Annotated in this window: 15 protein-coding genes, 1 tRNA gene and 1 pseudogene; 16 read left to right on the top strand and 1 reads right to left on the bottom strand. The window is 51.1% G+C overall.

What is annotated here, in order from left to right; translation table 11 throughout:
• The 5 genes and pseudogenes from ACMGGR_RS19235 (at nt 1) to ACMGGR_RS19215 (ending at nt 10,993) form a co-directional block, all read left to right on the top strand.
• The gene (locus ACMGGR_RS19235; protein WP_414147629.1) at nt 1-981 is read left to right on the top strand and encodes a fimbrial protein; all 981 of its coding nucleotides are present in this window, start codon (nt 1-3) and stop codon (nt 979-981) included.
• A gap of 17 nt (nt 982-998) precedes the next feature.
• On the top strand, nt 999-2,744 hold the full coding sequence (locus ACMGGR_RS19230) for a ShlB/FhaC/HecB family hemolysin secretion/activation protein (protein WP_414147628.1): 1,746 nt from the start codon (nt 999-1,001) through the stop codon (nt 2,742-2,744).
• A gap of 17 nt (nt 2,745-2,761) precedes the next feature.
• Nucleotides 2,762-9,238 (top strand): annotated as a pseudogene (locus ACMGGR_RS19225) (hemagglutinin repeat-containing protein); the annotation flags it as partial.
• Nucleotides 9,239-9,255: 17 nt separating this feature from the next.
• Nucleotides 9,256-10,602, top strand: coding sequence for a hypothetical protein (locus ACMGGR_RS19220; protein ID WP_414147627.1), 1,347 nt, complete (start codon nt 9,256-9,258; stop codon nt 10,600-10,602).
• A gap of 315 nt (nt 10,603-10,917) precedes the next feature.
• Nucleotides 10,918-10,993: transfer RNA gene (locus tag ACMGGR_RS19215), tRNA-Gly, on the top strand.
• Between the two features lie 303 nt (nt 10,994-11,296).
• On the opposite strand, the gene queG is transcribed toward ACMGGR_RS19215, so the two are convergent.
• The gene (gene queG, locus ACMGGR_RS19210; RefSeq protein WP_246760806.1) at nt 11,297-12,436 is read right to left on the bottom strand and encodes a tRNA epoxyqueuosine(34) reductase QueG; all 1,140 of its coding nucleotides are present in this window, start codon (nt 12,434-12,436) and stop codon (nt 11,297-11,299) included.
• Here queG and nnr point away from each other — a divergent pair.
• The 11 genes from nnr to ACMGGR_RS19155 all read left to right on the top strand — a co-directional run bounded on the left by nnr (nt 12,435) and on the right by ACMGGR_RS19155 (nt 25,827).
• Nucleotides 12,435-13,958, top strand: coding sequence for a bifunctional ADP-dependent NAD(P)H-hydrate dehydratase/NAD(P)H-hydrate epimerase (gene nnr, locus ACMGGR_RS19205; protein ID WP_414147626.1), 1,524 nt, complete (start codon nt 12,435-12,437; stop codon nt 13,956-13,958). The two genes, queG and nnr, sit on opposite strands and share 2 nt — an antisense overlap.
• The gene (gene tsaE, locus ACMGGR_RS19200; RefSeq protein WP_246760808.1) at nt 13,955-14,425 is read left to right on the top strand and encodes a tRNA (adenosine(37)-N6)-threonylcarbamoyltransferase complex ATPase subunit type 1 TsaE; all 471 of its coding nucleotides are present in this window, start codon (nt 13,955-13,957) and stop codon (nt 14,423-14,425) included. Before nnr ends, tsaE begins: the two co-directional genes overlap by 4 nt.
• On the top strand, nt 14,422-16,065 hold the full coding sequence (gene amiB, locus ACMGGR_RS19195) for an N-acetylmuramoyl-L-alanine amidase AmiB (RefSeq protein WP_414147625.1): 1,644 nt from the start codon (nt 14,422-14,424) through the stop codon (nt 16,063-16,065). The genes tsaE and amiB overlap by 4 nt, the downstream gene beginning before the upstream one ends.
• A gap of 12 nt (nt 16,066-16,077) precedes the next feature.
• Nucleotides 16,078-18,021 (top strand): DNA mismatch repair endonuclease MutL, encoded by a 1,944-nt coding sequence (gene mutL / locus ACMGGR_RS19190; RefSeq protein WP_414147624.1) that lies wholly within the window; start codon nt 16,078-16,080, stop codon nt 18,019-18,021.
• A complete protein-coding gene (miaA, locus tag ACMGGR_RS19185) occupies nt 18,014-18,964 on the top strand; it encodes a tRNA (adenosine(37)-N6)-dimethylallyltransferase MiaA (protein ID WP_246760811.1) in 951 nt (316 codons plus the stop codon). Before mutL ends, miaA begins: the two co-directional genes overlap by 8 nt.
• Before the next feature lie 100 nt (nt 18,965-19,064).
• Nucleotides 19,065-19,376, top strand: a complete 312-nt coding sequence (gene hfq / locus ACMGGR_RS19180; RefSeq protein ID WP_246760812.1) for an RNA chaperone Hfq — start codon at nt 19,065-19,067, stop codon at nt 19,374-19,376.
• Nucleotides 19,377-19,565: 189 nt separating this feature from the next.
• A complete protein-coding gene (gene hflX, locus ACMGGR_RS19175) occupies nt 19,566-20,846 on the top strand; it encodes a ribosome rescue GTPase HflX (protein ID WP_246760813.1) in 1,281 nt (426 codons plus the stop codon).
• A gap of 62 nt (nt 20,847-20,908) precedes the next feature.
• Complete coding sequence (hflK, locus tag ACMGGR_RS19170) at nt 20,909-22,144, top strand: FtsH protease activity modulator HflK (protein ID WP_246760814.1); 1,236 nt, start codon at nt 20,909-20,911, stop codon at nt 22,142-22,144.
• Between the two features lie 2 nt (nt 22,145-22,146).
• The gene (hflC, locus tag ACMGGR_RS19165) at nt 22,147-23,151 is read left to right on the top strand and encodes a protease modulator HflC (protein ID WP_246760815.1); all 1,005 of its coding nucleotides are present in this window, start codon (nt 22,147-22,149) and stop codon (nt 23,149-23,151) included.
• A gap of 304 nt (nt 23,152-23,455) precedes the next feature.
• Complete coding sequence (locus ACMGGR_RS19160; protein ID WP_414147623.1) at nt 23,456-24,625, top strand: glycosyltransferase family protein; 1,170 nt, start codon at nt 23,456-23,458, stop codon at nt 24,623-24,625.
• Complete coding sequence (locus ACMGGR_RS19155) at nt 24,625-25,827, top strand: glycosyltransferase family 4 protein (protein WP_414147622.1); 1,203 nt, start codon at nt 24,625-24,627, stop codon at nt 25,825-25,827. Before ACMGGR_RS19160 ends, ACMGGR_RS19155 begins: the two co-directional genes overlap by 1 nt.
• Nucleotides 25,828-25,836 lie beyond the last annotated feature (9 nt).

The raw sequence follows: 25,836 nt of genomic DNA, 5'->3' as shown, positions 1-25,836 counted from the left end.
ATGGAGAAGCTATCAATATGGTCGAGGGCCTTGCTCTTGGTGGTTCTGGCTTCAGCAGGTATTTCCTTTGGTGCCCGCGCCTCCTGTAGTCTGGGTTCCCAGCTTCAGACCGTTACTTTTCCTGCGATTACCGTAACACCTTCTGAAAAAGGAAGCGTGGGTACCGTATTAGCTTCAGTAACCATGCCGATAGGGCAAATAAACTACTCTTGTGGGCAAAATGTTGCGTCTACCTGGTACTCTTCCTATAGCCGACCAGAAATGACGAAGACCAGCGTTACTAACGTATATTCGACTAATATCAGTGGAATAGGCGTACGCATCAGATGGCCGCAGAGCAGGGGCGATAATAGCTGGATCCCAGGAAATTATAGCTGTCGAGGCAGCTGTAATGAAGCTGCCGATAAAGTTTTGCTGGAAGTGGTACAGACGGGGAATGTTACTAACAGCGGGGAAGTATATGCCGGGCGGATAGCCACCGTAGTTGTTTCTTCTGATGACGCGCCACAAAACACCTTACCCCTGTTAAATATAAACACTCACGGTATCACGGTAAACGTACGTAGCTGTTCTATTTACTCAAGTACTAATAGTATCGATCTTGGCAAATATAGCCTGGCTGACGTTATCAAATCAGGTTTTACCGGCGATAAAAAAGATTTTTCAATAACGGTTGATTGCCCTGAGAAAACGTCGGCAAAAATTACGTTTGAAGGTAAAACAGCATGGGGGATGGAAACCGGCGTGATAGAAAATGCGGGCAGCGCCCAAAATGCTTATATAAAGCTTTATCAAAAAAGCGGTACGCGATACACCGCTAAAGCACTAAATACGTCTGCAAGTTTTGGTAGTTCAGCTTCCTTTACAGGAAAGAGAACGGTTACCTACGCCGGAGAGATGTATTTCAGTAATTCCACCAGGCCTAATGCTACGGCAGGCAGTGTAGTTGCGAATATCGTTTATACCTTAACGCTGGATTAACAGGGATGAGAAATAGTATGAAATTAACCTCAGGGAAAAAAGCCTTTTTATTTTTTATGTTTAGCGGCATAGCTTACTCCAGCCTGGCGGAAACCGTTCCTTCTGTTAATGATGCACAACGTAATATCGATCGCTTAGAACGAGAAAGGCTACAGCAACAGATCACTACGGAAAAACAGAGGGAAAGAGAGATACAAAGGGAAAATCAAAAACAGGATGCAAACGACGAAGCATTAAAATCTGAAAGCCGTTATAAGTTCGATATTAAAGAGATACTTATCGAAAACGACAGTAAGTTCGAGTTTTCTGCACAAAGAAATAAGATTATTAAGCGTTATCTCAATACTAATATGGGGGAGCAAGAAGTCCTGGCACTGGTCAAAGAGTTGACTGATTTTTATATCGGCCAGGGTTATGCCACGACGCAGGTTACTATTGCCCCTGGCTCATTGCGCAGCGGGAAGCTGGTATTGAGAATATTGTGGGGGAAAATTGCAGGCTTTCTGCACAATGGGGAAGCTGCCGGCTGGCGAGAAAAAACGCGTATGTTCAGCGCCATGCCTTTCGCCAAAGAAAGCTTATTAAGTATGAGCGATATCGATCAGGGGTTGGACAACCTGCTGCGTGTTTCCCAGTCGGATAAGCTTGTTATAGAAGCCAGTGAAAAAAGTGGCTACTCGCTGATAAACCATACCGGGGAAAACGTTTTTCCTCTTTCTGTTTATCTGGGTATGAATAATTCTGGCTATCGAGATAGCGGTTGGTATCAGTATTCTCTGAACACTTCATTAAAAAATGTATTGGGTTTAAATGATACTTTCACATACTACTATTCTTACAACGATCTTTACGCTGACACAGATAGCCAGTCCGCAAAGAGTTTCTCTTTTAACGTTCCGTTAGGTTACTGGCTGTTTGACAGCAGCTATTATAAGTCAGCCTATAAGAAGATTATCGGTGGCATGTATGGTGGTTATGTCAGCGATGGCCAGTCAGAACGCTTTTCCTTAAAAGCGACCAGAACGCTTTTTCGTAACGCTTCCGGGAAATATTCAGGCTGGTTAAAATTTGAAAAGAAAGATAATGAAAATAACATTATGGGCTTTCCCATCGCTGTATCCAGCAAGAAATACAGCAGTTTAAGTACGGGCTTAACATGGGTAGGCAGTCTGGCCGGGGGATGGGGCTACGCTGATTTAAACATGACTGCCGGCATGCCGTGGTTTGGCGCTGCCTGGAAAGGGGACAGCGACTTAACAGGTTTTGACCTGAATTATAAAAAGTTTAACGGCACGCTCAACTGGGGAACACGGCTTGCCGCTAACGATAGTGGCCGGGTCGCGTTAGATTATGAGTTAAGCAGCGGATGGCAGTTCACCAATGACAGGCTGGTTAGCGATGCTAAATATAGCTTAGGCGATGAATATAGCGTTCGTGGTTATAAAGAACAGATTGTTTCGGCCGAAAGAGCCATCTGGATTTCGAACACGTTAAAATTACCCGTGCAAATCAACTATGCCCGAATTTATGCAGTTTCACCCTTTACCGGCTTTGATATAGGCATGGCCAGGAAAAACTGTGTATCGACAGTTTCATACTGTGAAAGAGATTATATGAGTGGGGCAGTTGCAGGCGTTAAGTTAAGCGGAAAAGATTTTTCAGGCTCTGTCGCAGCAGGCTGGCCTGTTAAAAAACCTGCCTCGCTAAGTAATTCAGAGGTAGATAATTACGCGATGTATATGAATTTGAATGTTGGTTTTTAATTTTTTTTAATTAGGGAATGATAATGAAAAATAGAAAGTTGAAATTCGTTGCAAGAAATAAAGCCAATTTACGCCTGAAGCCTGTCATGCTGGCCATGGCGGCAATTTTTCCATGCCAGGTAATGGCCAGTATCGTGGTTGACACCAATGAAGAAAGAAAGCTAAACGTGGGTGCTGCTGCCAATGGTACTCCGCTTATCAACATTAACGATCCCAATAATAAAGGCATTTCTCATAACAAATACGCGGATTTCAATGTTGGCCAACAGGGGATAATTTTTAACAACAGTATGCAGGACGGCGTGTCTGCTACAGGTGGTTTTGTCATTAAGAATAACCAGCTCTCTTCTGAGGCCCAGGTGATCCTTAACGAAGTTACCGGCGCAAAAGGCAGCCATCTTGCAGGTTCGATGGAGGTTTTTGGTCGTAGGGCAGATCTAATCGTAGCCAATGAGAACGGTATTACGGTAAACGGCGTTTCTACCGTTAATGCTAATAATCTTACGCTAAGCACCGGAAGAGTGAATTTCGATCAGGCGGGGAATATCCAGCTGGCTGTTGAACGCGGCAATGTCGCTGTTGAAGGTACGGGAATCAACACGGATGGGTTGAGCTATTTTGATATCGTTAGCCGTAGCGCAACATTATCCGGAGAGATTGCAGGTACTGCCGATGTCAAAATAGTTACCGGGCTTAATGACTATGATACGGCTTCGCGAACCCATTCCGTACGCAGCCTGACGGGCAACGATACGCCTAAAGTCGCCATAAGCGGCACCAATTTAGGCTCGATGTACGGTAACAGAATTCAACTCATCAGTACTGAAAGCGGCGCTGGCGTAACGCATGAAGGCAGCATCGTTGGAAGTCAGGGCATTGAGATTACGGCAGATGGGGAGATCAACCTGGCTGCTACCGTCAGCAAAAATGGCAATATCGAAATTGCAGGCAAGAGCATTACCTTGCAAAACAATGCCAGCACGGGCGTGGGCGGTCTCAGTGCGCAGGGCGACGTCATTCTACAGGCGTTAGCCCAACTTGACCTGAAAAGTAACGTCATAGCTGAAACGGGTATTATCCGTATCAATGCGGGTTCACTACTACAAAGTGCTGCGAGCCTGGTGGCGAAAAGCGGTGCCAGAACCAGTAGTGCGATTCCTTCTATTCAGATAAACGTTGCAGACCGCTATGTCATTAGCGGCACTCTCTATGCCGTCGATAGTCACGGTAACAGAATTGAGGGTGCTCAGGTGGTCCTCAGCAAAGGCAAATATGTTGTAAAAGTCGGTGCTCAGACCATCGACAACGCCATTGTGATGTCTGATGCCCGCCTGACCAGTCTTAACGGGGATATCACTATCACGGCCGGGATGCTGGAAAATAACCAGGCTGTACTGGCAGCGCAAAAAGGTAGCCTGATTTTTAATCTGACCGATAGTTTGGTCAACAACGGTACGGTACAGGCCAATGGATCAATTGAACTAAAAGGCCGCCGTTTGAAAAATGGTGGCATATTTGCCACGACTGACGATCTGAAACTGACGCTGGGCACGGTAGAGAACACGGGTTCAATGTACGCAGAGCGGGTAACAATTACTACAGATGAACTGACTAATACCGGCGAAACGGCGCTCATTTCTGCGGATCAAATGACGCTGGACGGCACCACTGCCGGTAAGCTTGTGGTTAGCAATAGCGATGGAGCTACGATACAAAGCACCGAGGGCGACCTTACGCTCAGCCATATCGATTCCCTTAACAACCGTAACGCAACTATTATTGCAAAAGGCGCGCTGAAGGTGAGCAACGCCGATAAAGTTATTAATGATAACGGCAAGCTCGCTGGTGAAAATATTTCTATTGAAAATGTCAACACCCTTGAAAATAAAGAGGGTAAAATAGCGGCTAATAAAGAAATTTCCATCAATAACATAAAAAAAGTATTAAACGAGTTGGGCGCCATTTATGCTTATGGTGATATTAAATTCACCGGTGTGGATCTGTTAACCAACAGCAATAAGAGCGTTATTTCTTCTCTCAACGGATCGCTCTATTTCTCCACGCTGGAAAATTTGAAAAATATTTCAGGTTCGGTATTAGAAGCTGCTGGTATGATTGTTGCCAGTGATATTGGTCTTCTGCAGAACAGTAGTGATGCGACTCTCCAGTCAATGGGGGGGGTTAGCCTGGAAAATATCCAGACCGTTGAAAACGCAGGTGGTATTCTGACCAGCCTCAGCCTGATAATGAATAACATTAACAGCCTTGTAAACAAAGGTGAGCTGGCGAATTTACAGGCTCTGGATATAATTATTAGCAAAGTGGCCAGCGTCGTTAACCAGAATAACGCATATATTCTTGCGGAGAATATTTTAAAGCTAACCGAGATTAATTCTCTGCTGAACGAAGCTGCTTCCCTTATCCAGGCGGATAATTTATCCATTTCTGCCAAAGAAATCACCAATACCGGTTACGAAAGTACGATTTTCGGGATTGATGAACTTTCTGTTAAAGCAGATAAAGTTAATAACAGCGATCAGGCGGTTATAGTATCCGATAATAATCTCTCTATTACTGCTGATGTCATTGATAACGGTACTGAAGCACAAATCAGCGCGGTTAATTATAACCTGGAGGCAAGTTCTTTAAAAAATTCAGGCGTTATTGTTTCTGAAGATGTCTATGGCGATAGCGTAATTAAAGTAACTTCTTTAGATAATAAGTCTGGCGCAATAAGTAATATGGGTAGCCTGGAAATTTCCGCTACAGATATTAAGAATGAAGATGGCTATGTTTTTGGCGGGTGGTCATTAATCCTAAATAAAGAGGGTGATTTTAGTAACGCTGAAGGTACTATGATTTCGTCTAATAATCTCAACATTAACGCTACTGGTAATGTTAGTATTGATAAGGCAATGGAATCTTTTGGTACAGTTAATATCAGTGGTAAAAATATTTACAATAATGAATCTATTGTTAGTGCGAATAATATTGTTATAACTGGAGTTAAAATTGTAAATAATATTAACTCTCTTATTTACTCTATGGGTAATACTATCCTCAAAGCCAGCGATGCTATTATTAATATGCTGAGAGGCAACATTCTTAGCCAGCAGCAAATGGTAATGGAGGCCGGAACCATCCACAATCAGGCTGGTGTTATCCGCTCGGAAGGAAATATGTTCCTGGACGCGGCCAACATTTACAATGAAAGCACCTATAAGGGTGAGAGTTGGGATTACAGTAGCTATCAAACTGGCAAAAAGACACGAGAAGAAGGTAATAATCTTACATGGGGAAAAACGCACTCCGTTTATATAAGTCTGCCGGGGCTTTCTTCTGATATTGCACTCGATGTGCAGGCAGAAATTTCATCTGGCGCTAATTTATATATTAATCAAGATAGTGAGACGCCAGCGATTGTTAAAAACGAAGGGGGTTTAATCCAGGCTAAAGATAATGTTATGGTCAGAGGCGATCTGTATAACTCGTCAAAATCCGCTAGTATTAACATGCTGGAGTATTTAAAGAATCCGCTGCAAGATAAAATAGCATTGTACTTCTACCACTGGCAGGCTAGCTGGGAAAAAGAGGTAAATTTAGTATTTGATACATTCTATGACATGTTAAATTACCTCTACGGCAACGGAGCTGACAGGGATGGACATTATGAACAAGTCGACTCCAGTAGTCGGATGAAGTATGATTTAACCATTAAAGATTTAGCGTCAAGCCACGCCCTTTTAAATGAAATGATGAATAAGATGTTCGGCGAGCAATGGAAAGCCACCGATCATTCTTATATGATCCAGCGCTGGGGGGAATTGGTTAAAGGTTCCGGGGAGTCCGTGGGTTCTTCAGGTGCAGGAGAGGGGGGAGCATCGCGAGAAATATCGCTTTTAGAAAAAATGAAAATTTATTTCCTGCCTGCTGAAAAAGCCTCCATCGTGGCAGGGAAAAATTTCGTTCATACTGGCGGAAGTTTTAACAATGGCATCGCAACAGAAATGGCAGATGGCGCGATGGAAAACAAAGTTGTTAATGTTGAAATAGGTGAAGAACAAGTCTCCACTCTTGAGCAGGGTTATGAAGTTAAGGTCAACAAAAAGAACATTTCCGAAATCAGTATGGGCATCAGTACGCTGCCCACGATCGCCACGCTAACGGAAATTAAGGGATTATTTGAAAAATCACAGGCTTTTATTGACCACCTGGCCTCCATTGCAAGTACTTCATCGGTAAACTCGGACACGGGCGCAACCCATACTGTTATACCTATGTATGAAACGCGTTTGCCTATGATCGACCAGTCAAAATATTATGGATCTGATTATTTTTTCAACTCCATAGGTTATAACAGCTCGCAGCCCACGATAGTTATTGGCGACAACTATTTTGTCTCCGAACTTATTCGTCGCCAGCTCAACGAATCCACTGGAAGTTTTTTCGCGGTAAAATACAACGTGGAAGGCGCTGACCTTGTAAAAATGATGTTGGATAATACCATCGAGCTGGTAAGCAGCGAGGCGGGAGCCGATTTTGTCACCGGCCAGCCGTTAACTCAGGATCAGATTACTAACCTGAAACAGGACATCGTTTGGTTTGTCACGGAGTCTATTGACGGTGTGGATGTGATGGTACCGCGCATCTATCTTGCCAGTAACACCGTTGAAGAGGTTAAAACCTATAATGAAACCGGGTCGGCGGCTATCCATGCTGGTAATAATGTTGTTGTAGATGCTGAGAATATTAATAATATTAATGGATCTATCAGCTCTGGCAACGATACCTGGCTGATGGCGGAAGGCGATATAAATAATATCAGCAGCGGGATGAATGCCGGTATAACGGCAGGCGGTTCCGCCACTATGGTCAGCAAATCTGGTGATATCACCAATAGCGGTAGCGGACTCAAAGCGGGTAAAGATATTAATATGTATGCCGAAGAGGGTAATGTCAATATTATCGCTAGCGTAGGACGAGACGAAGACGGCAATCAAAAAATTGGTGCCTATAACGATGGTCTTAACGCGAAAGGCAATATTAATATCAAAGCCAAACAGGTGGATATTACCGGTATTGAAATTACGGGCGGAGAAAAGGAAGACAATGTCATACGCGTCACGGCCACTGAAGGTAACGTGAACTTTAATGATGTTCATGAAGTAAATTCTTCTTATAGCTACGACTATCAAACTAATGGTATTTTGACTACCCGCACGGAAGAAGTCGCCGAATCCTCAGCTAAAGCTAAAGCTAATACGGTTAAGACCGGCGGCGCCTTTATTGTTGATGCTGCTCAGGATGCCGTTTTCGCTGGGGGTGAATACAATGCTTCCAGCGGAGCTATTATGGCCGGTAATGATGTCATTACTAAAACCTCTCAGGATCATTCGTATAAAGAACGTAAGGTTACGGAAAGCAGTCTGGAGTTTGGTTATAAAACTGATATACCAGGTCTCGAAGCCTCTGAAACTACCTATAGTTCACTGGATGGTGTAGATACAAAAGAGGCGGAATATAATTCCCAAGGGCCTGAAGGTAATATGAGTAACTCTAATACCAAACGCCCCGGCGCGGCTGCAACAGCGGACACGGCTTCTTTTAAAGCCGGCTTAAAAACAAAGGAAACGGTGACCAGGGATTCTAAAATTACCAATAAAAACGCTAACTTTAATTTCACTAACGGCGTTGATATTGAGGCCGGAAATACGCTGGATATCGGGGGTATGGATTTAACCGTAGGCGATAGCGCAACGGCTAGTCTTAGTGCTGAAAATATTATTTCCACAAAATATGAGGATGTGAATAAGTCCTCCACTGAAGTTAAGGAAACGTTTAGCGGGATTAAAGGAGAGGTTCATAGCTCCTTAATAGATTCCTATAATAAAACAGACCGCCTTATAGATAAATCACTCAATAAGGACATGGAAGTTGATGTTCTTATGGCGGCAGTTGAGATGGGCGGCAATGTTTCTAACGTATTGCTAAATGATTTGGCCGGAGGCTCGGTTTCTGCTGGCTGGTCGCAAAAAACGGAGAAAACGGAAACTGAAACCAGAACAGAAAATGTCAATAAGTTTTATGGCGGACAATTCATTTTCAATTCTAAAAAAGATACTACGCTGACCGGCGTCGATATCAAAGCTGATCAAGTAGATATAGACGTAGGTGGAGATTTTAACATGGCGGCAGCGAAGAGCCGCACCACTGAATCAACCAGCACATCATCACATAATGTCAGCTTAGCGGGCAGCGCCGGCGGCGGGCCTACCGGTGCGGGTGCGGGTGTTTCAGTAGATTATAGCGGTTCCACCAGCCAGCGCGATATTGATGCCACGTTATATAGCAATTCAAGCATTGACGCTAATAGTGTTCACGTAAAAGTCAAAGGCAATATGGAAATGAAGGGCGCGAACATCAAGGCGGAAACTGCTGATGTTAACGTTGACGGCGATCTCAAGATTGCCTCCATTCAGGACACGTATCGCGAAACAGCCAGCAGTGGAGAGTGGGGTGGCTCAGTGGGTGTGGCTATAACCTCCCAGGGTATTTTGCCTACCGCAGCAGTAAGCGGGGGGGAGGAAGTGAAGATCACAATAGCAATGTCACAAATAAACAATCCGGAATTGCCGCGACTGGAGAAGTCCATATCAAAGCAGGCGGCGATCTTAATATGACTGGCGCGCATGTTATTTCTGAAAATCAGACGGGCTCAATTGACGTGGGCGGGGTGATAAATTCACAGGAACTGGTAGACAACATCGATTCTTCAGGCACCTATGGTGGTGGCGGTTTCGGCATGAGTTATAAAGGGACGCCAACCGGGAACTTTTATGTCGACACGCTTGATGAGGTTCATAAAAAAGAGCAGCAGAACAATACCATTAACCTGGATCTTTCCGGTAATAATGTAAAAGGCGACATCAACACAGATATTGATAAAAAGTCAACGGTAACCCAGGATGATAAGAAAGCAGGAAATAATATTTCTTATACTATTGGCGTGCCTTCGAAGAATAAAGGTAAAAAACCGGACAGCGGCGCAGATATAAAAAAACCAACTGACAATAATGCTACTAAACCCCCACATACTGTAACGCCTGGCAGCGGCAATAACTCGGCTTTCGTAAGACCGGGCAACGGCGGTAATACTACAGTAAGACCGGGCAGCGGCAATGGATCAACTCCGCAGAAGCCAGGCAACAGCACGCCTGCTAATAAGCCTTCGCATACGATAGATTCTGGCAATAGTAATAACTCAGCTAAGCAGAGGCCGGGCAGCGGCGGCTTATCTACGCAGCAGCCGGACATCAGCAGGCCAGCCAGCAAGCCTTCGCATACGATTGATTCTGGCAACAGCGGTAACGTAGTTAAGCAGAAGCCGGGAAGCAATAACTCCGCCAGCGTTGAACCCGGACGCCCTTCTACGGATCCTGCCGGCCCGAACTCGACTAAACCTGCCAAAAAATGGCCAACGGTTGAGCCTGCGAAACCTATCGTAGGCGGGCCGGGCAGCTCCTCTCGTCCCGAGGGCGGGAATTTTTCCAACTCCGTCAAACCCGCCAATAATTCTCCAGCCTATCAGAGGCCGGACAATAATTCGGCCAATGTAAAACCAGGACGTCCTTCCGCAAATGCCGGTACTGCGGACAGCACAACGCCAGCCAAAAAATGGCCGACGGTGCAGCCTACAAAACCTATCGTAGGCGGCCCGGGCAGTTCTTCTCGTCCGGATGGCGGCAATTTTGCCAACTCCGTAAAACCTGCTAACGGTTCGCCAGCACATGATGGCGCTGATGCAGGAAAGTGGAAAGTGCTGATGGATAACCAAACCATCGAGAAGCCAACAAAATAATTAACCTTGTAGCGGGCAGCGGGTAACGCTGCCCATGCTTATCGATGCGAGGATGTTAACAAACAGCTTTCATCGCTTTAGTTTTGTTAGCGGCCTGTAGTGTACGCCCTGATTTTCAGGGCGTATTTTTTTATATTTGCAAAGCCGTCGTGGCCCAAACAATTTCGCTTTCACACCACGCCAGAGGCAGAAAAAAGCTTGTTTTTGCCTGTGGATACGGTCATAATCGCACCCGCTCTACCGTTTAAGAAAAAGAATTTCTTTTAAAACAACAGGTTAGTTGTTTTGCGGTCAGGCAGTGAACGTCACCTCTTTGCGGGAATAGCTCAGTTGGTAGAGCACGACCTTGCCAAGGTCGGGGTCGCGAGTTCGAGTCTCGTTTCCCGCTCCAGACAAATAATTTCTTTTTAAGTTATCCACAGCCCGGAAAGGGTTGGGGCAGGCTTTTTGCCGCCGTAAAAAATCTTCTTCAACAGAGTTATCCACAGGATGCCGCTGCGCTTCGTTTATCGCCTGTAAGTAAAAAGCGTAACGCCTCGCGTTTAACTTGCTGTTTTAATTAATGGAATTAATATTTCAAATTGTTATTCAGATCGCTTGCGGTTTCTGTGTCAGTTGAATGACAACAACTTTTTATTTTTATGCACAGCATGTGGAAAACCCTTTTTCCGCAGGGAAAAGCCTGCGTGCTCACTTATGCATCGCGCGGTAAACCCTTTTCAATGACGCGCACCAGCCGTTTTTGCTGAGAACTCTGCACCTCAATCGCATTCTCAGCACGTCTTGCCAGCTGGCAAGCAAGCGCCCATTCAATATGTTCATCCAGCATGGCATTTTCGCCATGACGGCGCTCTAATGCAGCAACATTCTCCGGTGACCATGGTGCATTGCCCAGCGCAACGGCAACGTTACGTAACCAGCGCAGGTGGCCGATACGTCTAATCGCCGAACCTTCCGTGACACGCAAAAATGTCTCCTCATCCCAGGCAAAAAGCTCGGTCAGAGGTGGCGCATGCAGTACCGCGCGAGGGCTGAAATCATCCTCATCAGTTAACTGTCCGTAACGATTCCACGGACAGATCAGCTGGCAGTCATCACAGCCATAAATCCGGTTGCCAATAAGCGGCCTGAACTCTTCAGGGATCGCGCCTTCCAGTTCGATAGTCAGATAGGAAATACAGCGTCTGGCGTCAACCACGTAAGGCTCAACGATGGCGCCGGTCGGGCAGGTGGTAATGCAGGCGACGCAGCGACCACACTGCTCCTGCTGCGGCTGGTCAACTGGCAGAGGCAGATTGATCAGCAACTCGCCAAGAAAGAACCACGAGCCGGATTCACGGTTCAACACCAGCGAGTGTTTACCGGTCCAGCCCAGGCCAGCCTTGACGGCCAGCGGCCTTTCCATCACCGGGGCGGAATCAACAAAGGGGCGGAATTCAGCCTCTTCACAACGCTCGCGAATGCGATCGCCAAGCTTTTTCAGGCGATTGCGTAATACTTTGTGATAATCACGCCCCAGCGCATAACGACTAACATAACCTAGCTGAGGGTTTTTCAGGGTGCTGGCGAAAGCCGCTTTGGCGGGAAGGTAATTCATACGCACGCTAATCACGCGTAACGTGCCGGGCTGTAGCTCATGGGGGCGGGCGCGCATCATACCGTGACGGGCCATCCATTCCATTTCGCCATGATACTGCTTGTCCAGCCACGCCTGCAGACGCGGCTCTTCCAGACTAAGATCGGTATCACAGATACCAACCTGCTGAAAGCCAAGCTCCAGCCCCCATTGTTTAATATCCAGGGCGAATTGAAAAAGATCGAGAGGATGCGACATGACTAACCTGAACCAGCTAAATAACCCGACCAGTTTACCCTATTCCGTGTGGCCTGTAGAGGCGATAGCGCAACTTGAGCGTGAGGGCGCTGACGCGATGGGCATCACGCTGTTTGAGCTAATGCAGCGTGCGGGCGAAGCGGCTTTCACCAGGATCCGTACGCTCTGGCCTGATAAGCAGCGTTGGCTAATCCTTTGCGGTCACGGTAATAACGGTGGAGACGGGTTTATCGTGGCTCGTCTGGCAAAGTCGGCCGGCCTTGAGGTCACGTTAATTGCCTGTGAAGGATCAAAATCGCTGCCTGATGAGGCAAACCAGGCGCGGGAAGCCTGGCTGAACGCAGGCGGGGAAATTCATGCGCCGGAAATGGCATGGCCTGAGCAAACCGATCTGATTGTCGATGCGCTGCTGGGAACGGGGCTTAACCGCGCGCCGGGCGAGCAATACGCGCAGCTTATTGACAAAGCAAACGCCGCCAGCGCGCCGGTTTTTGCCATAGATATTCCTTCCGGGTTAGTGGCCGCTAACGGTACAACGCCCGGCTCCGTAATAAATGCTGCCCATACGCTGACGTTTATTGCGCTTAAGCCTGGCCTGCTGACGGGCAAAGCTCGTGATGTTGTGGGGCAGCTGCACTTTCACGCGCTGAGCCTCGATGGCTGGCTGACCGGGCAAACTGCTCCTGTTGCGCGTTACGACGCTTCAGCGCTGGCGCGTTGGCTGCCGCCTCGTAAGCCAACCTCGCATAAAGGCGATCATGGCAAGCTGGTAATTATCGGCGGCGATCACGGCACGGCTGGCGCTATCCGCATGACGGGCGAAGCTGCGTTACGCGCTGGTGCTGGCCTGGTGCGAGTACTTACTCACAAAGACAATCTGACGGCGTTACTGACGGCGCGGCCTGAATTAATGGTACAGGAGCTAAGCGCGCAGGCGATTGATGAAGCGCTGGAATGGGCCGACGTCATTGTTATCGGGCCAGGGCTGGGGCAGCGGGACTGGGGTAAAGAAGCGCTGGAAAAAGTAAAAAATAGCGCTAAACCGATGCTTTGGGACGCGGACGCGCTTAACCTGCTGGCAATCAATGGCGATAAACGTCAAAATCGCGTTATTACTCCGCATCCGGGCGAAGCGGCGCGGCTGCTGAACGTAAAGACCAGCGAAATAGAGAGTGACCGCTTACTTGCAGCGCAAAATCTAGTGAAACGCTATGGTGGCGTCGTGGTACTGAAAGGCGCGGGCACGATTATCGCCAGCGAAACGGGCGAAATGGCGATTGCGGATGTTGGCAACGCGGGCATGGCGACCGGCGGTATGGGCGATGTGCTTTCCGGCATCATTGGCAGTTTGTCAGGGCAAAAGCTCTCGCTGTATGATGCAGCCTGCGCTGGCTGCGTAGCGCATGGCGCTGCCGCCCAGGCGGTATCGCAACGCCTTGGCACGCGCGGCATGCTGGCGACCGATCTGTTTTCCGAGCTGTACCTGTTTGTTAACCCAGAGATCCTGAACAGAAAAGAATGAAGAGCCGTGTAATAGCATTGTCCGACGAGGCGGCAACCCTCGCACTGGGAGCCAGCCTGGCCCGCGCCTGTCCATGCGCGGCAACACTTTACTTATATGGAGATTTGGGCGCGGGGAAAACCACCTTCAGCCGGGGCTTTTTGCAGGCGCTGGGACACCAGGGCAACGTAAAAAGTCCTACCTATACGCTGGTGGAGCCTTACGTACTGCCGGATCGCCGCGTTTACCACTTCGACCTCTATCGCCTGGCCGATCCTGAAGAGCTGGAGTTTATGGGCATCCGCGACTATTTCAGCGGCGACAGCCTTTGTCTGGTCGAATGGCCGCAGCAGGGCGCGGGTTTCCTGCCTGAGCCGGATGTTGAACTCTTTCTTAGCTATCAGGGCGCGGCGCGTCAGGCGGAACTGAAAGCTTGTTCGACCCTGGGCGAAGAGATGTTAGCCATGCTGGAAAAGGGCGAACAATGATGTTGCGTATGAAACTGGGCGTATTGCTGGCCGTTTTGCTGAGCACTTTTTCCACGCTTGCCGCCAGCTTATCCGATATCCAGGTGGCCAACGGCAGCGACAAAGCGACGGTGACGCTGAGCTTTAACGGTCAGCCAGTCTACGGTTTCTTTCCGCTGCATAATCCGGATCGCGTGGTGTTGGATATCCGCCAGAGCGGCGTGATTAAAGGGCTACCTCTGACGTTCAGCGGCGATAATCTGTTAAAACGTATTCGGGCAAGCACGCCGAAAGACAGCCAGAGTATCCGGCTGGTGTTTGAGCTGACGCAGCGTGGTAAAACGCGCGCCGTCACGCAGCGTAACGGCAACAGCTATAACGTCGTTTTTACCGTTACCGGCTCCCGTCCCGCACCGCGCGCGACAGCTAACGTCAGCACGGTATCGCGTTCGCCGAAAGAAAACCCTTTTAAAGGCAATCCGGTTACGGCTGTCAGTAGCGGTGACGAAGTGGCTGCGCCAGGCAGAAAGGTTAGCGCAGCTGATGAAGCCGTTATCGTCGCGATTGATGCCGGACACGGCGGTCAGGATCCCGGCGCTATCGGTGCCAACGGACTGAAAGAGAAAAACGTTACTATCGCCATTGCCCGCAAACTGAAAGCGTTGTTAAACGACGACCCGATGTTTAAGGGCGTAATGACGCGCGACGGCGACTATTTTATTTCCGTCATGGGGCGCTCGGACGTGGCGCGTAAGCAAAACGCTAACCTGCTGGTTTCTATCCATGCCGACGCCGCGCCGAACCGTAGCGCATCTGGTGCTTCAGTGTGGGTGCTTTCTAACCGTCGCGCTAACAGCGAAATGGCGGGCTGGCTGGAGCAGCATGAAAAGCAATCTGAATTACTGGGCGGTGCTGGCGATTTGTTGGCAAACAGCCAGGCCGATCCGTATCTCAGCCAGGCAGTGCTCGATCTGCAATTCGGTCATTCGCAGCGGGTAGGTTACGACGTCGCGGTTAAGGTTATCGCCCAGCTACAGCGCGTGGGTTCACTGCACAAACGGCGTCCCGAACATGCCAGCCTTGGCGTCTTGCGTTCGCCGGATATTCCTTCGCTGCTGGTGGAAACCGGCTTTATCAGTAACCCTTCGGAGGAGCAACTGCTTGGCAGTAGCGCTTACCAGCAGAAGATTGCGGAGTCGATATATAAAGGCCTGCGCAACTACTTCCTGGCGCATCCGCTGCAATCCGTCCCAAAGGAGGAAAACCGACCGTTGCAGTCCGCAACGGCGGTTGATGTGCAGCCTAATCCCGCACCGGCTAATACCAGTTACTCCGGTGCGGTTACGCGTCATGTGGTCAAAAGGGGCGAAACGCTCTCCGGCATCGCCGCCCACTATGGCGTGAGCATGGCGATGCTGCGCTCAATGAATTCGCTGAAACGGGATGTAGTCTGGGTTGGGCAGCGCTTAAAAGTACCGGCCAGCAGCGCCAGCGCTACTGTCAGCGCCAGCAGGCCGAAGCGGCATAAAGTTGTCCGCGGCGACTCGCTGACCGGGATTGCTGCCCGCTACGGCGTCAGCCCTAAAGCGATACAGCAGGCCAACAATATGAAATCGCAAAATGTTATGCTGGGGCAGACGTTAACGATTCCAACTTCTTAACAAGGATCCCCTATGCCGATTCAGGTACTGCCGCCACAGCTTGCTAACCAAATCGCAGCCGGTGAAGTTGTAGAGCGTCCGGCGTCGGTGGTGAAGGAGCTGGTAGAAAACAGCCTTGATGCCGGTGCGACCAGAATCGACATTGAAATTGATAAAGGCGGCGCAAAGCTGATCCGTATTCGTGACAACGGCTGCGGGATCAATAAAGAGGAGCTGGCGATGGCGCTGGCTCGTCACGCCACCAGTAAAATCACCTCGCTTGACGATCTCGAAGCGATTATGAGCCTGGGCTTTCGCGGCGAGGCGCTGGCCAGTATCAGCTCCGTTTCCCGCCTGACGTTAACTTCCCGTACGGCAGACCAGACTGAAGCCTGGCAGGCCTACGCGGAGGGGCGCGATATGGCGGTTACCGTCAAACCCGCTGCGCATCCGGTTGGCACCACGCTGGAAGTTCTGGACCTGTTTTACAATACGCCAGCCCGCCGCAAGTTTATGCGCACGGAAAAGACGGAATTTACCCATATTGATGAAATTATCCGCCGTATCGCGCTGGCAAGGTTCGATGTGGCGTTTTCGCTGACGCATAACGGCAAGCTAATCAGACAGTATCGCGGCGTCAGCGAGGTAAAACAGCGTGAACGTCGGCTGGGGGCCATCTGCGGTACGACTTTTCTCACTCACGCGCTGGCGATTGAGTGGCAGCATGGCGATCTGAGTTTACAGGGCTGGGTAGCCGATCCGGCTGGTTCCCGTACCGTTACCGACCTGCAATACTGCTACGTGAACGGCCGTATGATGCGTGACCGCCTGATTAACCACGCCATCCGCCAGGCCTATCAGGACAAGCTGGGCGACGACCACCAACCGGCTTACGTACTCTACTTAACAATCGATCCCCATCAGGTTGACGTTAATGTGCATCCTGCCAAGCACGAGGTGCGTTTTCACCAGTCGCGGCTGGTGCATGACTTTATTTATCAGGGCGTCATCAGCGTGCTTCAGGAAACCGGTGCGGCAACGTTACCGGGTATAGAGAGCGAGGAGCCTGGTGAACGCTGGCAGCCGGAAAACCGTCAGGCGGCGGGCGGCAATCACTTCTCTTCCCCAGCATCAGCTAAAGGTGCGGAGCCAGGAGCAGGCTCGAGCAGGGATTCCGGCACCGGTATGGGTTCAGGTTCCAGAGGGCAGACAGGTCCAGGCGCAGGTTCAGGATTGGGCGCTGGAGCAGGGTCAGGGAAACCGGTAGCCAGCTGGCAGCGCCAGGAGCCCGGCTATCAGAAAAAAGAAGGCGCGCTGTATCAAAAGCTTCTGCAAACGCCCGATCTCCCTGCCGCGCGGGAAGCCACGCCGCCACGGCCAGACCCGCGTGAGCAGCAGCAGGAGGCACCGCTTAACGGCCACAGCCAAAGCTTTGGCCGCGTGTTAACCGTGTTGCAAAATGATGTTGCGCTGGTGGAATCGAACCAGCGGCTGGCCCTGATTTCGCTGCCGGTGGCGGAGCGCTGGCTGAAGCAGGCGCAGCTTGTGCCCGGCGAAGAGGGCCTGAAACCTCAGCCGCTGCTAATCCCGGTCAGAATGAAAATGGCAAAGCCGGAAAGGGATGCCATCGGACACTTTTCCGCGCTGCTAAAGCAGATGGGCATTGAGCTGGAAGCGGAAGGGCAGCACGTCACGCTACGCGCCGTACCTTTACCATTGCGCCAACAAAATTTACAAAACTTGATTCCAGAACTGTTAGGCTATTTGGCCGAACAGCCGGACTTATCTGTCGGTCAGGTGGCGCACTGGTTAGCGCGTCACGCGGCGGCCGATCGTCCGCTCTGGAATCACTCGCAGGCGATTGCGCTGCTGGCCGAGGTCGAAAGGCTCTGCCCGCAGCTGCTGAAGTCGTCACCTTCGGACTTATTGCAGTATGTTGATATTGAAATAGCGATGAATACGCTGAAACATGAGTGAATTATCCAGGGCTGGCCGGCCAAAGGCAATTTTTTTAATGGGACCAACGGCTTCCGGTAAAACGGCGCTGGCAATAGCCCTGCGCCAGCAGCTGCCGGTTGAGCTGATAAGCGTTGATTCCGCACTGATCTATCGCGGTATGGATATCGGTACCGCCAAGCCAACCGCTGAAGAACGGCAGCTGGCACCGCATCGCCTGCTGGATATTCGCGATCCGGCCGAGTCTTATTCAGCGGCGGAGTTTCGTCGCGATGCGCTGGCGGAAATGGCAGAGATTACCCAAAGCGGGCGTATCCCGTTGCTTGTTGGTGGCACTATGCTCTATTACAAGGCGCTGCTGGAAGGATTATCGCCGTTGCCCCCGGCCGATCCTGACGTGCGCCAGCGTATTGAGCAACGCGCGAGAGAAGAGGGCTGGGAAGCGCTTCATCGCCAGTTATGTGAAATAGATCCCATTGCGGGGAGTCGTATTCATCCGAATGATCCCCAGAGACTCTCGCGAGCACTGGAAGTTTTTTTTATTTCAGGTAAAACTTTAACAGAACTGACTAAAACAGCCGGAGAAACCCTGCCGTACGATGTGACGCAATTCGCTATTGCACCGCAAAACCGCGAATTGATTCATCAGCGTATTGCACTGCGTTTTGAACAGATGATGGCGTCAGGATTTGAAGCGGAGGCTCGGGCGCTTTTTGCACGAGGTGATTTGCATACGGACATGCCTTCCATTCGTTGTGTCGGTTATCGCCAGATGTGGTCATTTTTACAGGGTGAAATCGATTACGATGAAATGGTTTATCGAGGAATTTGCGCAACGCGACAGTTGGCCAAGCGTCAGATAACCTGGCTACGTGGCTGGAAGGATGTTCACTGGCTGGATAGCGAACAGCCGCAGGCCGCGCTGGCAAACGTATTACAGGTTCTTAGTGCGAAGGCCGGGTGATTGTGTACAATTGGTGCGTTATCGTGCGCAAATTTTTACGCAGTATTTCAGAGCGCAGGCTCTTAAGTAGTAAACAACAAGCATATAAGGAAAAGATAGAATGGCTAAGGGGCAATCATTGCAAGATCCGTTCTTGAACGCACTGCGTCGCGAACGTGTTCCGGTTTCGATTTATTTGGTGAATGGTATTAAACTGCAGGGTCAGATTGAATCATTTGACCAATTTGTAATTTTACTGAAAAACACGGTCAGCCAGATGGTTTACAAGCACGCTATCTCTACCGTGGTTCCGTCCCGTCCGGTATCCCATCACAGCAACAATGCGGGTGGCGGAAGCAGCAACTATCATCATGGTGGCAGCAATCAGGGGGCTTCTTCTCAGCCTCAGCAAGAGAGTGACGACGCAGAGTAATCACTGTTCTTTCAGGGCGGGCTGACCGGTTTTCCAGCGCCCGTCCTGGCAATGACGTTCACGCCCGTTATGTTAATAACGCCGGGCGAAAAGACCATACGCCGCTCTGGCGTGAATGTGCATTAGCATCTGATAAAGCAGTATGGCCATCGTAAAGCAGGTTCAACAAGGTACTGAGAGGTTTTAAGTTTGTTTGACCGTTATGATGCCGGTGAGCAGGCCGTACTGGTACACATCTATTTCTCCCAGGACAGAGATATGGAAGATCTGCAGGAGTTTGAAACTCTTGTTTCTTCCGCTGGTGTCGAAGCACTACGTGTAGTTACCGGCAGCCGCAAGGCGCCACACCCAAAATATTTCGTCGGCGAAGGTAAGGCCGTGGAGATTGCCGAGGCGGTTAAAGCCAGCGGCGCTTCCGTGGTGCTGTTCGATCACGCCCTGAGTCCGGCACAGGAACGCAATCTCGAAGCGCTGTGCCAGTGCCGGGTGATCGATCGCACGGGCCTGATCCTGGATATCTTTGCCCAACGTGCGCGTACCCATGAAGGGAAGCTTCAGGTCGAACTGGCGCAGCTGCGTCATCTCGCCACGCGTCTGGTACGCGGCTGGACGCACCTTGAGCGCCAGAAAGGCGGTATCGGCCTGCGCGGCCCTGGTGAAACCCAGCTGGAAACCGACCGTCGCCTGTTGCGTAATCGCATTACGTTAATCCTTTCCCGTCTTGAAAGAGTAGAGAAGCAGCGTGACCAGGGACGTCAGGCGCGTAACAAGGCCGATGTGCCGACGCTGTCGCTGGTGGGTTATACCAACGCCGGTAAATCAACGCTCTTTAACCGTATTACCGCGGCGGAAGTCTACGTCGCAGACCAGCTGTTCGCCACGCTCGATCCCACGCTGCGTCGCCTGGACGTGGCGGATGTCGGCGAAGTGGTGCTGGCGGATACGGTTGGTTTTATCCGTCATCTGCCGCACGATCTGGTGGCCGCTTTTAAAGCAACGCTGCAGGAAACCCGACAGGCGACGCTGCTGCTGCACGTGATTGACGCCGCCGATCTGCGCGTCGAAGAAAATATCGAAGCCGTTGAAGAAGTGTTGGAAGAGATCGAAGCAAACGACATTCCCACATTAAAAATAATGAATAAGATAGACGCGCTGGAAGATTTCGTCCCCAGGATCGATCGTGACGAAGAAAATCTGCCCGTGCGCGTCTGGCTTTCTGCACAGACCGGTGAAGGCATTCCGCTGTTATTTCAGGCGCTAAGCGAACGCCTGGCGGGTGAAATTGCCGAATATAACCTGCGTTTGCCGCCGGAAGCGGGGCGACTACGCAGCCGCTTTTACCAGCTGCAGGCGATAGAAAAAGAGTGGAATGAAGATGACGGCAGCGTAGGGTTGCAAGTACGCATGCCCATTGTCGACTGGCGCCGCCTGTGCAAGCAGCAGCCGGAGCTGGTGGACTACATTGTTTGACGCCCGACACGCGTATCCCGGCCCTGGGATAACACCGCATACACAATAAATGGAGCAGAAACATGGCGTGGAATCAGCCCGGGAATAACGGACAGGACCGCGACCCGTGGGGGAGCAGCAATAATCAAGGCGGCAACTCCGGGGGAAACAAAGGAGGTCGCGATAAAGGGCCACCTGATTTGGATGATATTTTCCGCAAGCTGAGCAAAAAGCTCGGCGGCTTTGGCGGCGGTAAAAACGAGGGCGGACAGCAAACGCCAGGACGCGGTGGACGCCTGCTCGGCATCGTGGCCGTGGTGGCCGTGGTTATCTGGGCCGGCAGCGGTTTCTATACCATCAAAGAGGCGGAGCGCGGCGTGGTAACGCGCTTTGGCAAATTCAGCCATCTGGTGGAACCCGGTCTGAACTGGAAGCCGACCTTTATCGATCAGGTTCGCGCGGTTAACGTTGAAGCCGTGCGCGAGCTGGCTGCTTCCGGCACCATGCTGACCTCGGACGAAAACGTCGTGCGCGTGGAAATGAACGTACAGTATCGCGTCACTAATCCAGAGCGCTATCTGTTTGCGGTAACCAGCGCGGACGACAGCCTGCGTCAGGCCACCGACAGCGCGCTGCGCGGCGTGATTGGCCGTTCTACTATGGACCGCATCCTTACCGAAGGGCGTACCGTAGTGCGTAGCGACACCCAGCGCGAACTGGAAGAGACAATTCGCCCTTACGACATGGGTATCACGCTGCTGGACGTTAACTTCCAGGCTGCTCGTCCGCCAGAAGAAGTAAAAGCTGCGTTTGATGATGCTATCGCGGCACGTGAAAACCGCGAGCAGTACGTACGTGAAGCGGAAGCCTATGCTAACGAGGTCCAGCCTCGTGCTAACGGCCAGGCGCAGCGTATCCTGGAAGAAGCGCGCGCTTATAAAACCCGTACCGTGCTGGAAGCGCAGGGCGAGGTGGCTCGCTTTGCCAAAATTCTGCCTGAGTACAAAGCCGCGCCGGAAATTACGCGTGAGCGCTTATACATTGAAACGATGGAACGCGTGCTTAGCCACACCCGTAAAGTGCTGGTTAACGACAAGGGCAATAACCTGATGGTGCTGCCGCTGGACCAGCTGATGCGGGGCCAGAGCGGCACCTCGTCAACGAGCCAGGACAGCAGCAGCAACCTGCTTCGCTTACCGCCAGCATCAGGCGGCAACGAGCGGGCCAGCAGCAGCTCGTCTTATAGCCCGGAAAGCATTATGGACCAGCGTCGGGTCAACGCTCAGCGTAACGATACCCAGCGCGAAGGGAGAAATTAAGGATGCGTAAGCCATTAATCGTCGTATTGATTGTTGTGCTGGTGGTGCTTTACGCGTCACTGTTTGTGGTACAGGAAGGCCAGCGCGGCATCGTTATGCGCTTTGGTAAAGTGCTGCGCGATGATGAAAATAAACCGCTGGTTTATGCGCCAGGCCTGCACTTTAAAATTCCTTTCCTGGAGTCGGTAAAGTCGCTGGATGCGCGTCTGCAAACCATGGATAACCAGGCCGATCGCTTCGTCACCAAAGAGAAGAAAGATCTGATCGTGGATTCCTATATCAAGTGGCGTATCAGCGACTTCAGCCGCTACTATCTGGCCACCGGCGGCGGCGACGTTTCCCAGGCGGAAGTGCTGCTGAAACGCAAGTTCAGCGACCGTCTGCGTTCTGAAATTGGTCGTCTGGACGTTAAGGATATCGTTACCGATTCCCGTGGACGCCTGACCACCGACGTGCGTGATGCGCTGAACACCGGTAGTGCAGGACAGGATGATGAAATCGCTACGCCAGCGGCAGACGATGCCATTGCCTCTGCGGCAGCGCGCGTAGAGCGTGAAACCAGCAGCAAAGAGCCTGCGGTGAATCCAAACAGTATGGCGGCGCTGGGCATCCAGGTTGTGGACGTGCGCATCAAGCAGATCAACCTGCCGACGGAAGTTTCCGATGCTATCTACAACCGTATGCGCGCCGAGCGTGAGGCTGTAGCCCGTAGCCAGCGTTCACAAGGTCAGGAAGAGGCGGAAAAACTGCGCGCGGCGGCGGACTATGAAGTAACCCGCACGCTGGCGGAAGCGCAGCGTACCGCCCTGATGACGCGTGGTGATGGCGATGCTGAAGCGGCGAAGCTGTTTGCCGATGCGTTCAGTCAGGATCCGGATTTTTACGCCTTTATCCGCAGCCTGCGTGCCTATGACAACAGCTTTAACAACAATCAGGACGTCATGGTGCTTAGTCCGGATAGCGACTTCTTCCGCTTTATGCAGTCGCCTTCCAAAACGACGCGTTAACGGTAACACCCTGCAGCCGGAAGTTTTCTTCCGGCTTTTTTATTATTAAGCCCGCGTTGAGTAAATTATATGTTGCGGGTTTTTTAATTAATTGCCTGCCTGAAATGTGATTCTTCCGTATTTTTACTCCCTCCGTTGACCTTTGGTTTAGGTTTGTGTAGCCTTTTTTCTCCTCAGGTCTTTGTCATATTTTAGTGGCTATCAATATCGTTCTTCTTTTATAAAACATCATATTCTTTCGGCCTGAAGGATAATGGCTGGAAAAATTGCAAAGAAAGCAGCATTAATAACAGGATAATTGGAAATGGACTCTTCCAGAAAGCCCCGGTGCGTATTTTATTCGCACGATACGATGGGGTTCGGGCATATTCGTCGCAACATGCTGCTTAGCCAGTCGGTGCTGCAAGCCTGCCCCGATGCCGAAATATTATTAATATCAGGCGTTCGCGAAGCCGGAACCTTTACGTTGCCGAAAGGCGCAGACAGCCTCATCCTGCCTTCTTACCAGAAAACCCCGGAGGGAAAATATTGCCCGCGTGCGCTGGGAGAAAAGATAAAGCCGCTGGTTCATTTACGCGCGCAAATTATTTATGCGGCGCTCAACGCCTTTTCACCAGATATTATGATCGTGGATAACGTACCGCGCGGGGCAATGCGCGAACTCGATCTTAGCCTGCCGCTTCTCGCCAGAAAGAAAACGTACATGGTCTCCGGCCTGCGGGATATTCTCGATAATCCTCTGTCGGTGAAAGCGCAATGGGATAAGCAGGAAAACAGCGCGGCGCTACGCGACTTCTATTCCGCTATCTGGGTGTATGGCGATAATCGTCTCTATGACTTACGCAAAGAATATAATTTCGATGCCGCAATCAATAATAAAATTACGTTTACCGGCTATCTGGACGCCACGCAGCGGGTTCGTAGCCGAAATGACTATGATGCCATCGCCCCGGCAGCCTCGCCTTATGCGCTTTGTGTTGTCGGCGGCGGCCAGGACGGCTTTCAACTGGCAGAGGCCTTTGCCAGAGCGGAACTGCCCAAAGGCATGCAGGGCATTCTGGTAACGGGTTCAATGATGCCGGAAGCGCAGCGCCTTGCTCTGAAGCAGCTTGCCAGTCCGGAAAAAAGAGTCGTGGAATTTGTCGCGGAGCCCACCAGGCTGCTGTGCAACGCCGCCTGCGTGGTGGCGATGGGCGGCTATAACACGCTAACGGAAATCCTGGCTTTTCATAAAGCTGCGCTGATAGTGCCGCGCGTTGCGCCGCGCGAGGAACAATGGATTAGGGCAAGCCGCCTCGCCGGGCTGGGGCTGCTTGACTGCCTTCATCCCGCTAACCTGTCGCCACAGCATCTTAGCGCCTGGTTTGCCCAACCCCGTCAGTTTAGCAATCCCCGGGATAAATTGCGTTTTGACGGCCTTGAGCAGGTTGCCTGCCGCGTGCGCCAGATACTGAGCATCAGGGAGAACGCGTGATGTCGCTACAACCGTTGCGTGTAGGCTACGTTCTGAAACGCTACCCGCGCTTTTCAGAGACGTTTATCGTCAATGAGATCCTGGCGCATGAACGGGCAGGCCTGATGGTCAGCATTTTTGCGCTGGGGCCGGTCATGGAAGCGCGTTTTCAGCCCGATATCGGCCTGGTGAAAGCGCCGGTGACGCGGCTGGACAAGCAGCGCAACGCGGAGCACTTTTGGACCCTGGTAAAAGAGGGCCTGGAGAAGCTACCCGATTTTGCGGCACGGCTCGAAGAAGAGCGCGAGCACGATGTACACGAGCTGGCGCAGGGCATTATGATTGCGCTGGCCGTTCAGGCAGATAGTTTACAGCATCTGCACGCGCATTTTGCTACCCAGGCGGCAACAGTTGCCCGTCTTGCGGCCAGGTTTAGCGGCATCAGCTGGTCTTTCACTGCCCATGCGAAAGATATCTATTACCGCTACGAGACCGATATTCAGCTGGCCCGTAAGATCGACGACGCCAGCCATGTAATTACCGTCTCCGATTACAATCTTGGCTGGCTTTGCGAGCGCTATGGGGGTAACAGGCAGAAAGTCAGCCGCCTCTATAACGGTCTGGATCTGCGCCAGTTTCCCTGGCTGTCGCCGCTAAAACGGCCGGCAGAAATCGTAGCGGTAGGCCGCCTGGTAGCGAAAAAGGGCTTTCGGTTATTAATTACCGCGCTTGGGCTGTTGCAGGCTCATGGTATCGCCTTTCACTGCACTTTGATTGGCGATGGGCCAGAGCGACAGGTTTTGCAAAAAGCCGTTCGTGTCGGCGAACTACAGGATCGCGTCACCTTTACCGGTATGCTGCCTCGGCACGAAGTCGCGGCCGCCATCCAGAGTAGCGCGATGGTGGTTGCACCCTGCGTTATCAGCGACGACGGCGACCGTGACGGATTGCCCACCATTCTGGTCGAGGCGATGGCGCTGGGTACGCCAGTCGTCTCAACAACGGTTGCGGGTATTCCGGAGCTGGTTATCAATGGGCAAACTGGTCTGTGCGTGGCGCCAGACAACGCGCCAGAACTGGCCGAGGCGATAACGCTGCTGCTGAGCGGGCAGGATATGCGGGAAAAACTGGCGAGGCAGGCGCGTAAAACGATCGTACGCGATTACGATGTCGATCGGAATACGCTAACAATGAGAGAGATTTTCAGTCTGGCGCAGAAATGAATTCTGCTG

It is taken from the genome of Erwinia sp. BNK-24-b, from assembly GCF_047456155.1.
In the GTDB taxonomy this organism is placed as follows: Bacteria; Pseudomonadota; Gammaproteobacteria; order Enterobacterales; family Enterobacteriaceae; genus Erwinia; species Erwinia phyllosphaerae.
The sequence above is the reverse complement of the archived record's forward strand: the minus strand, read 5'-3'. Positions and strand labels throughout refer to the sequence as shown.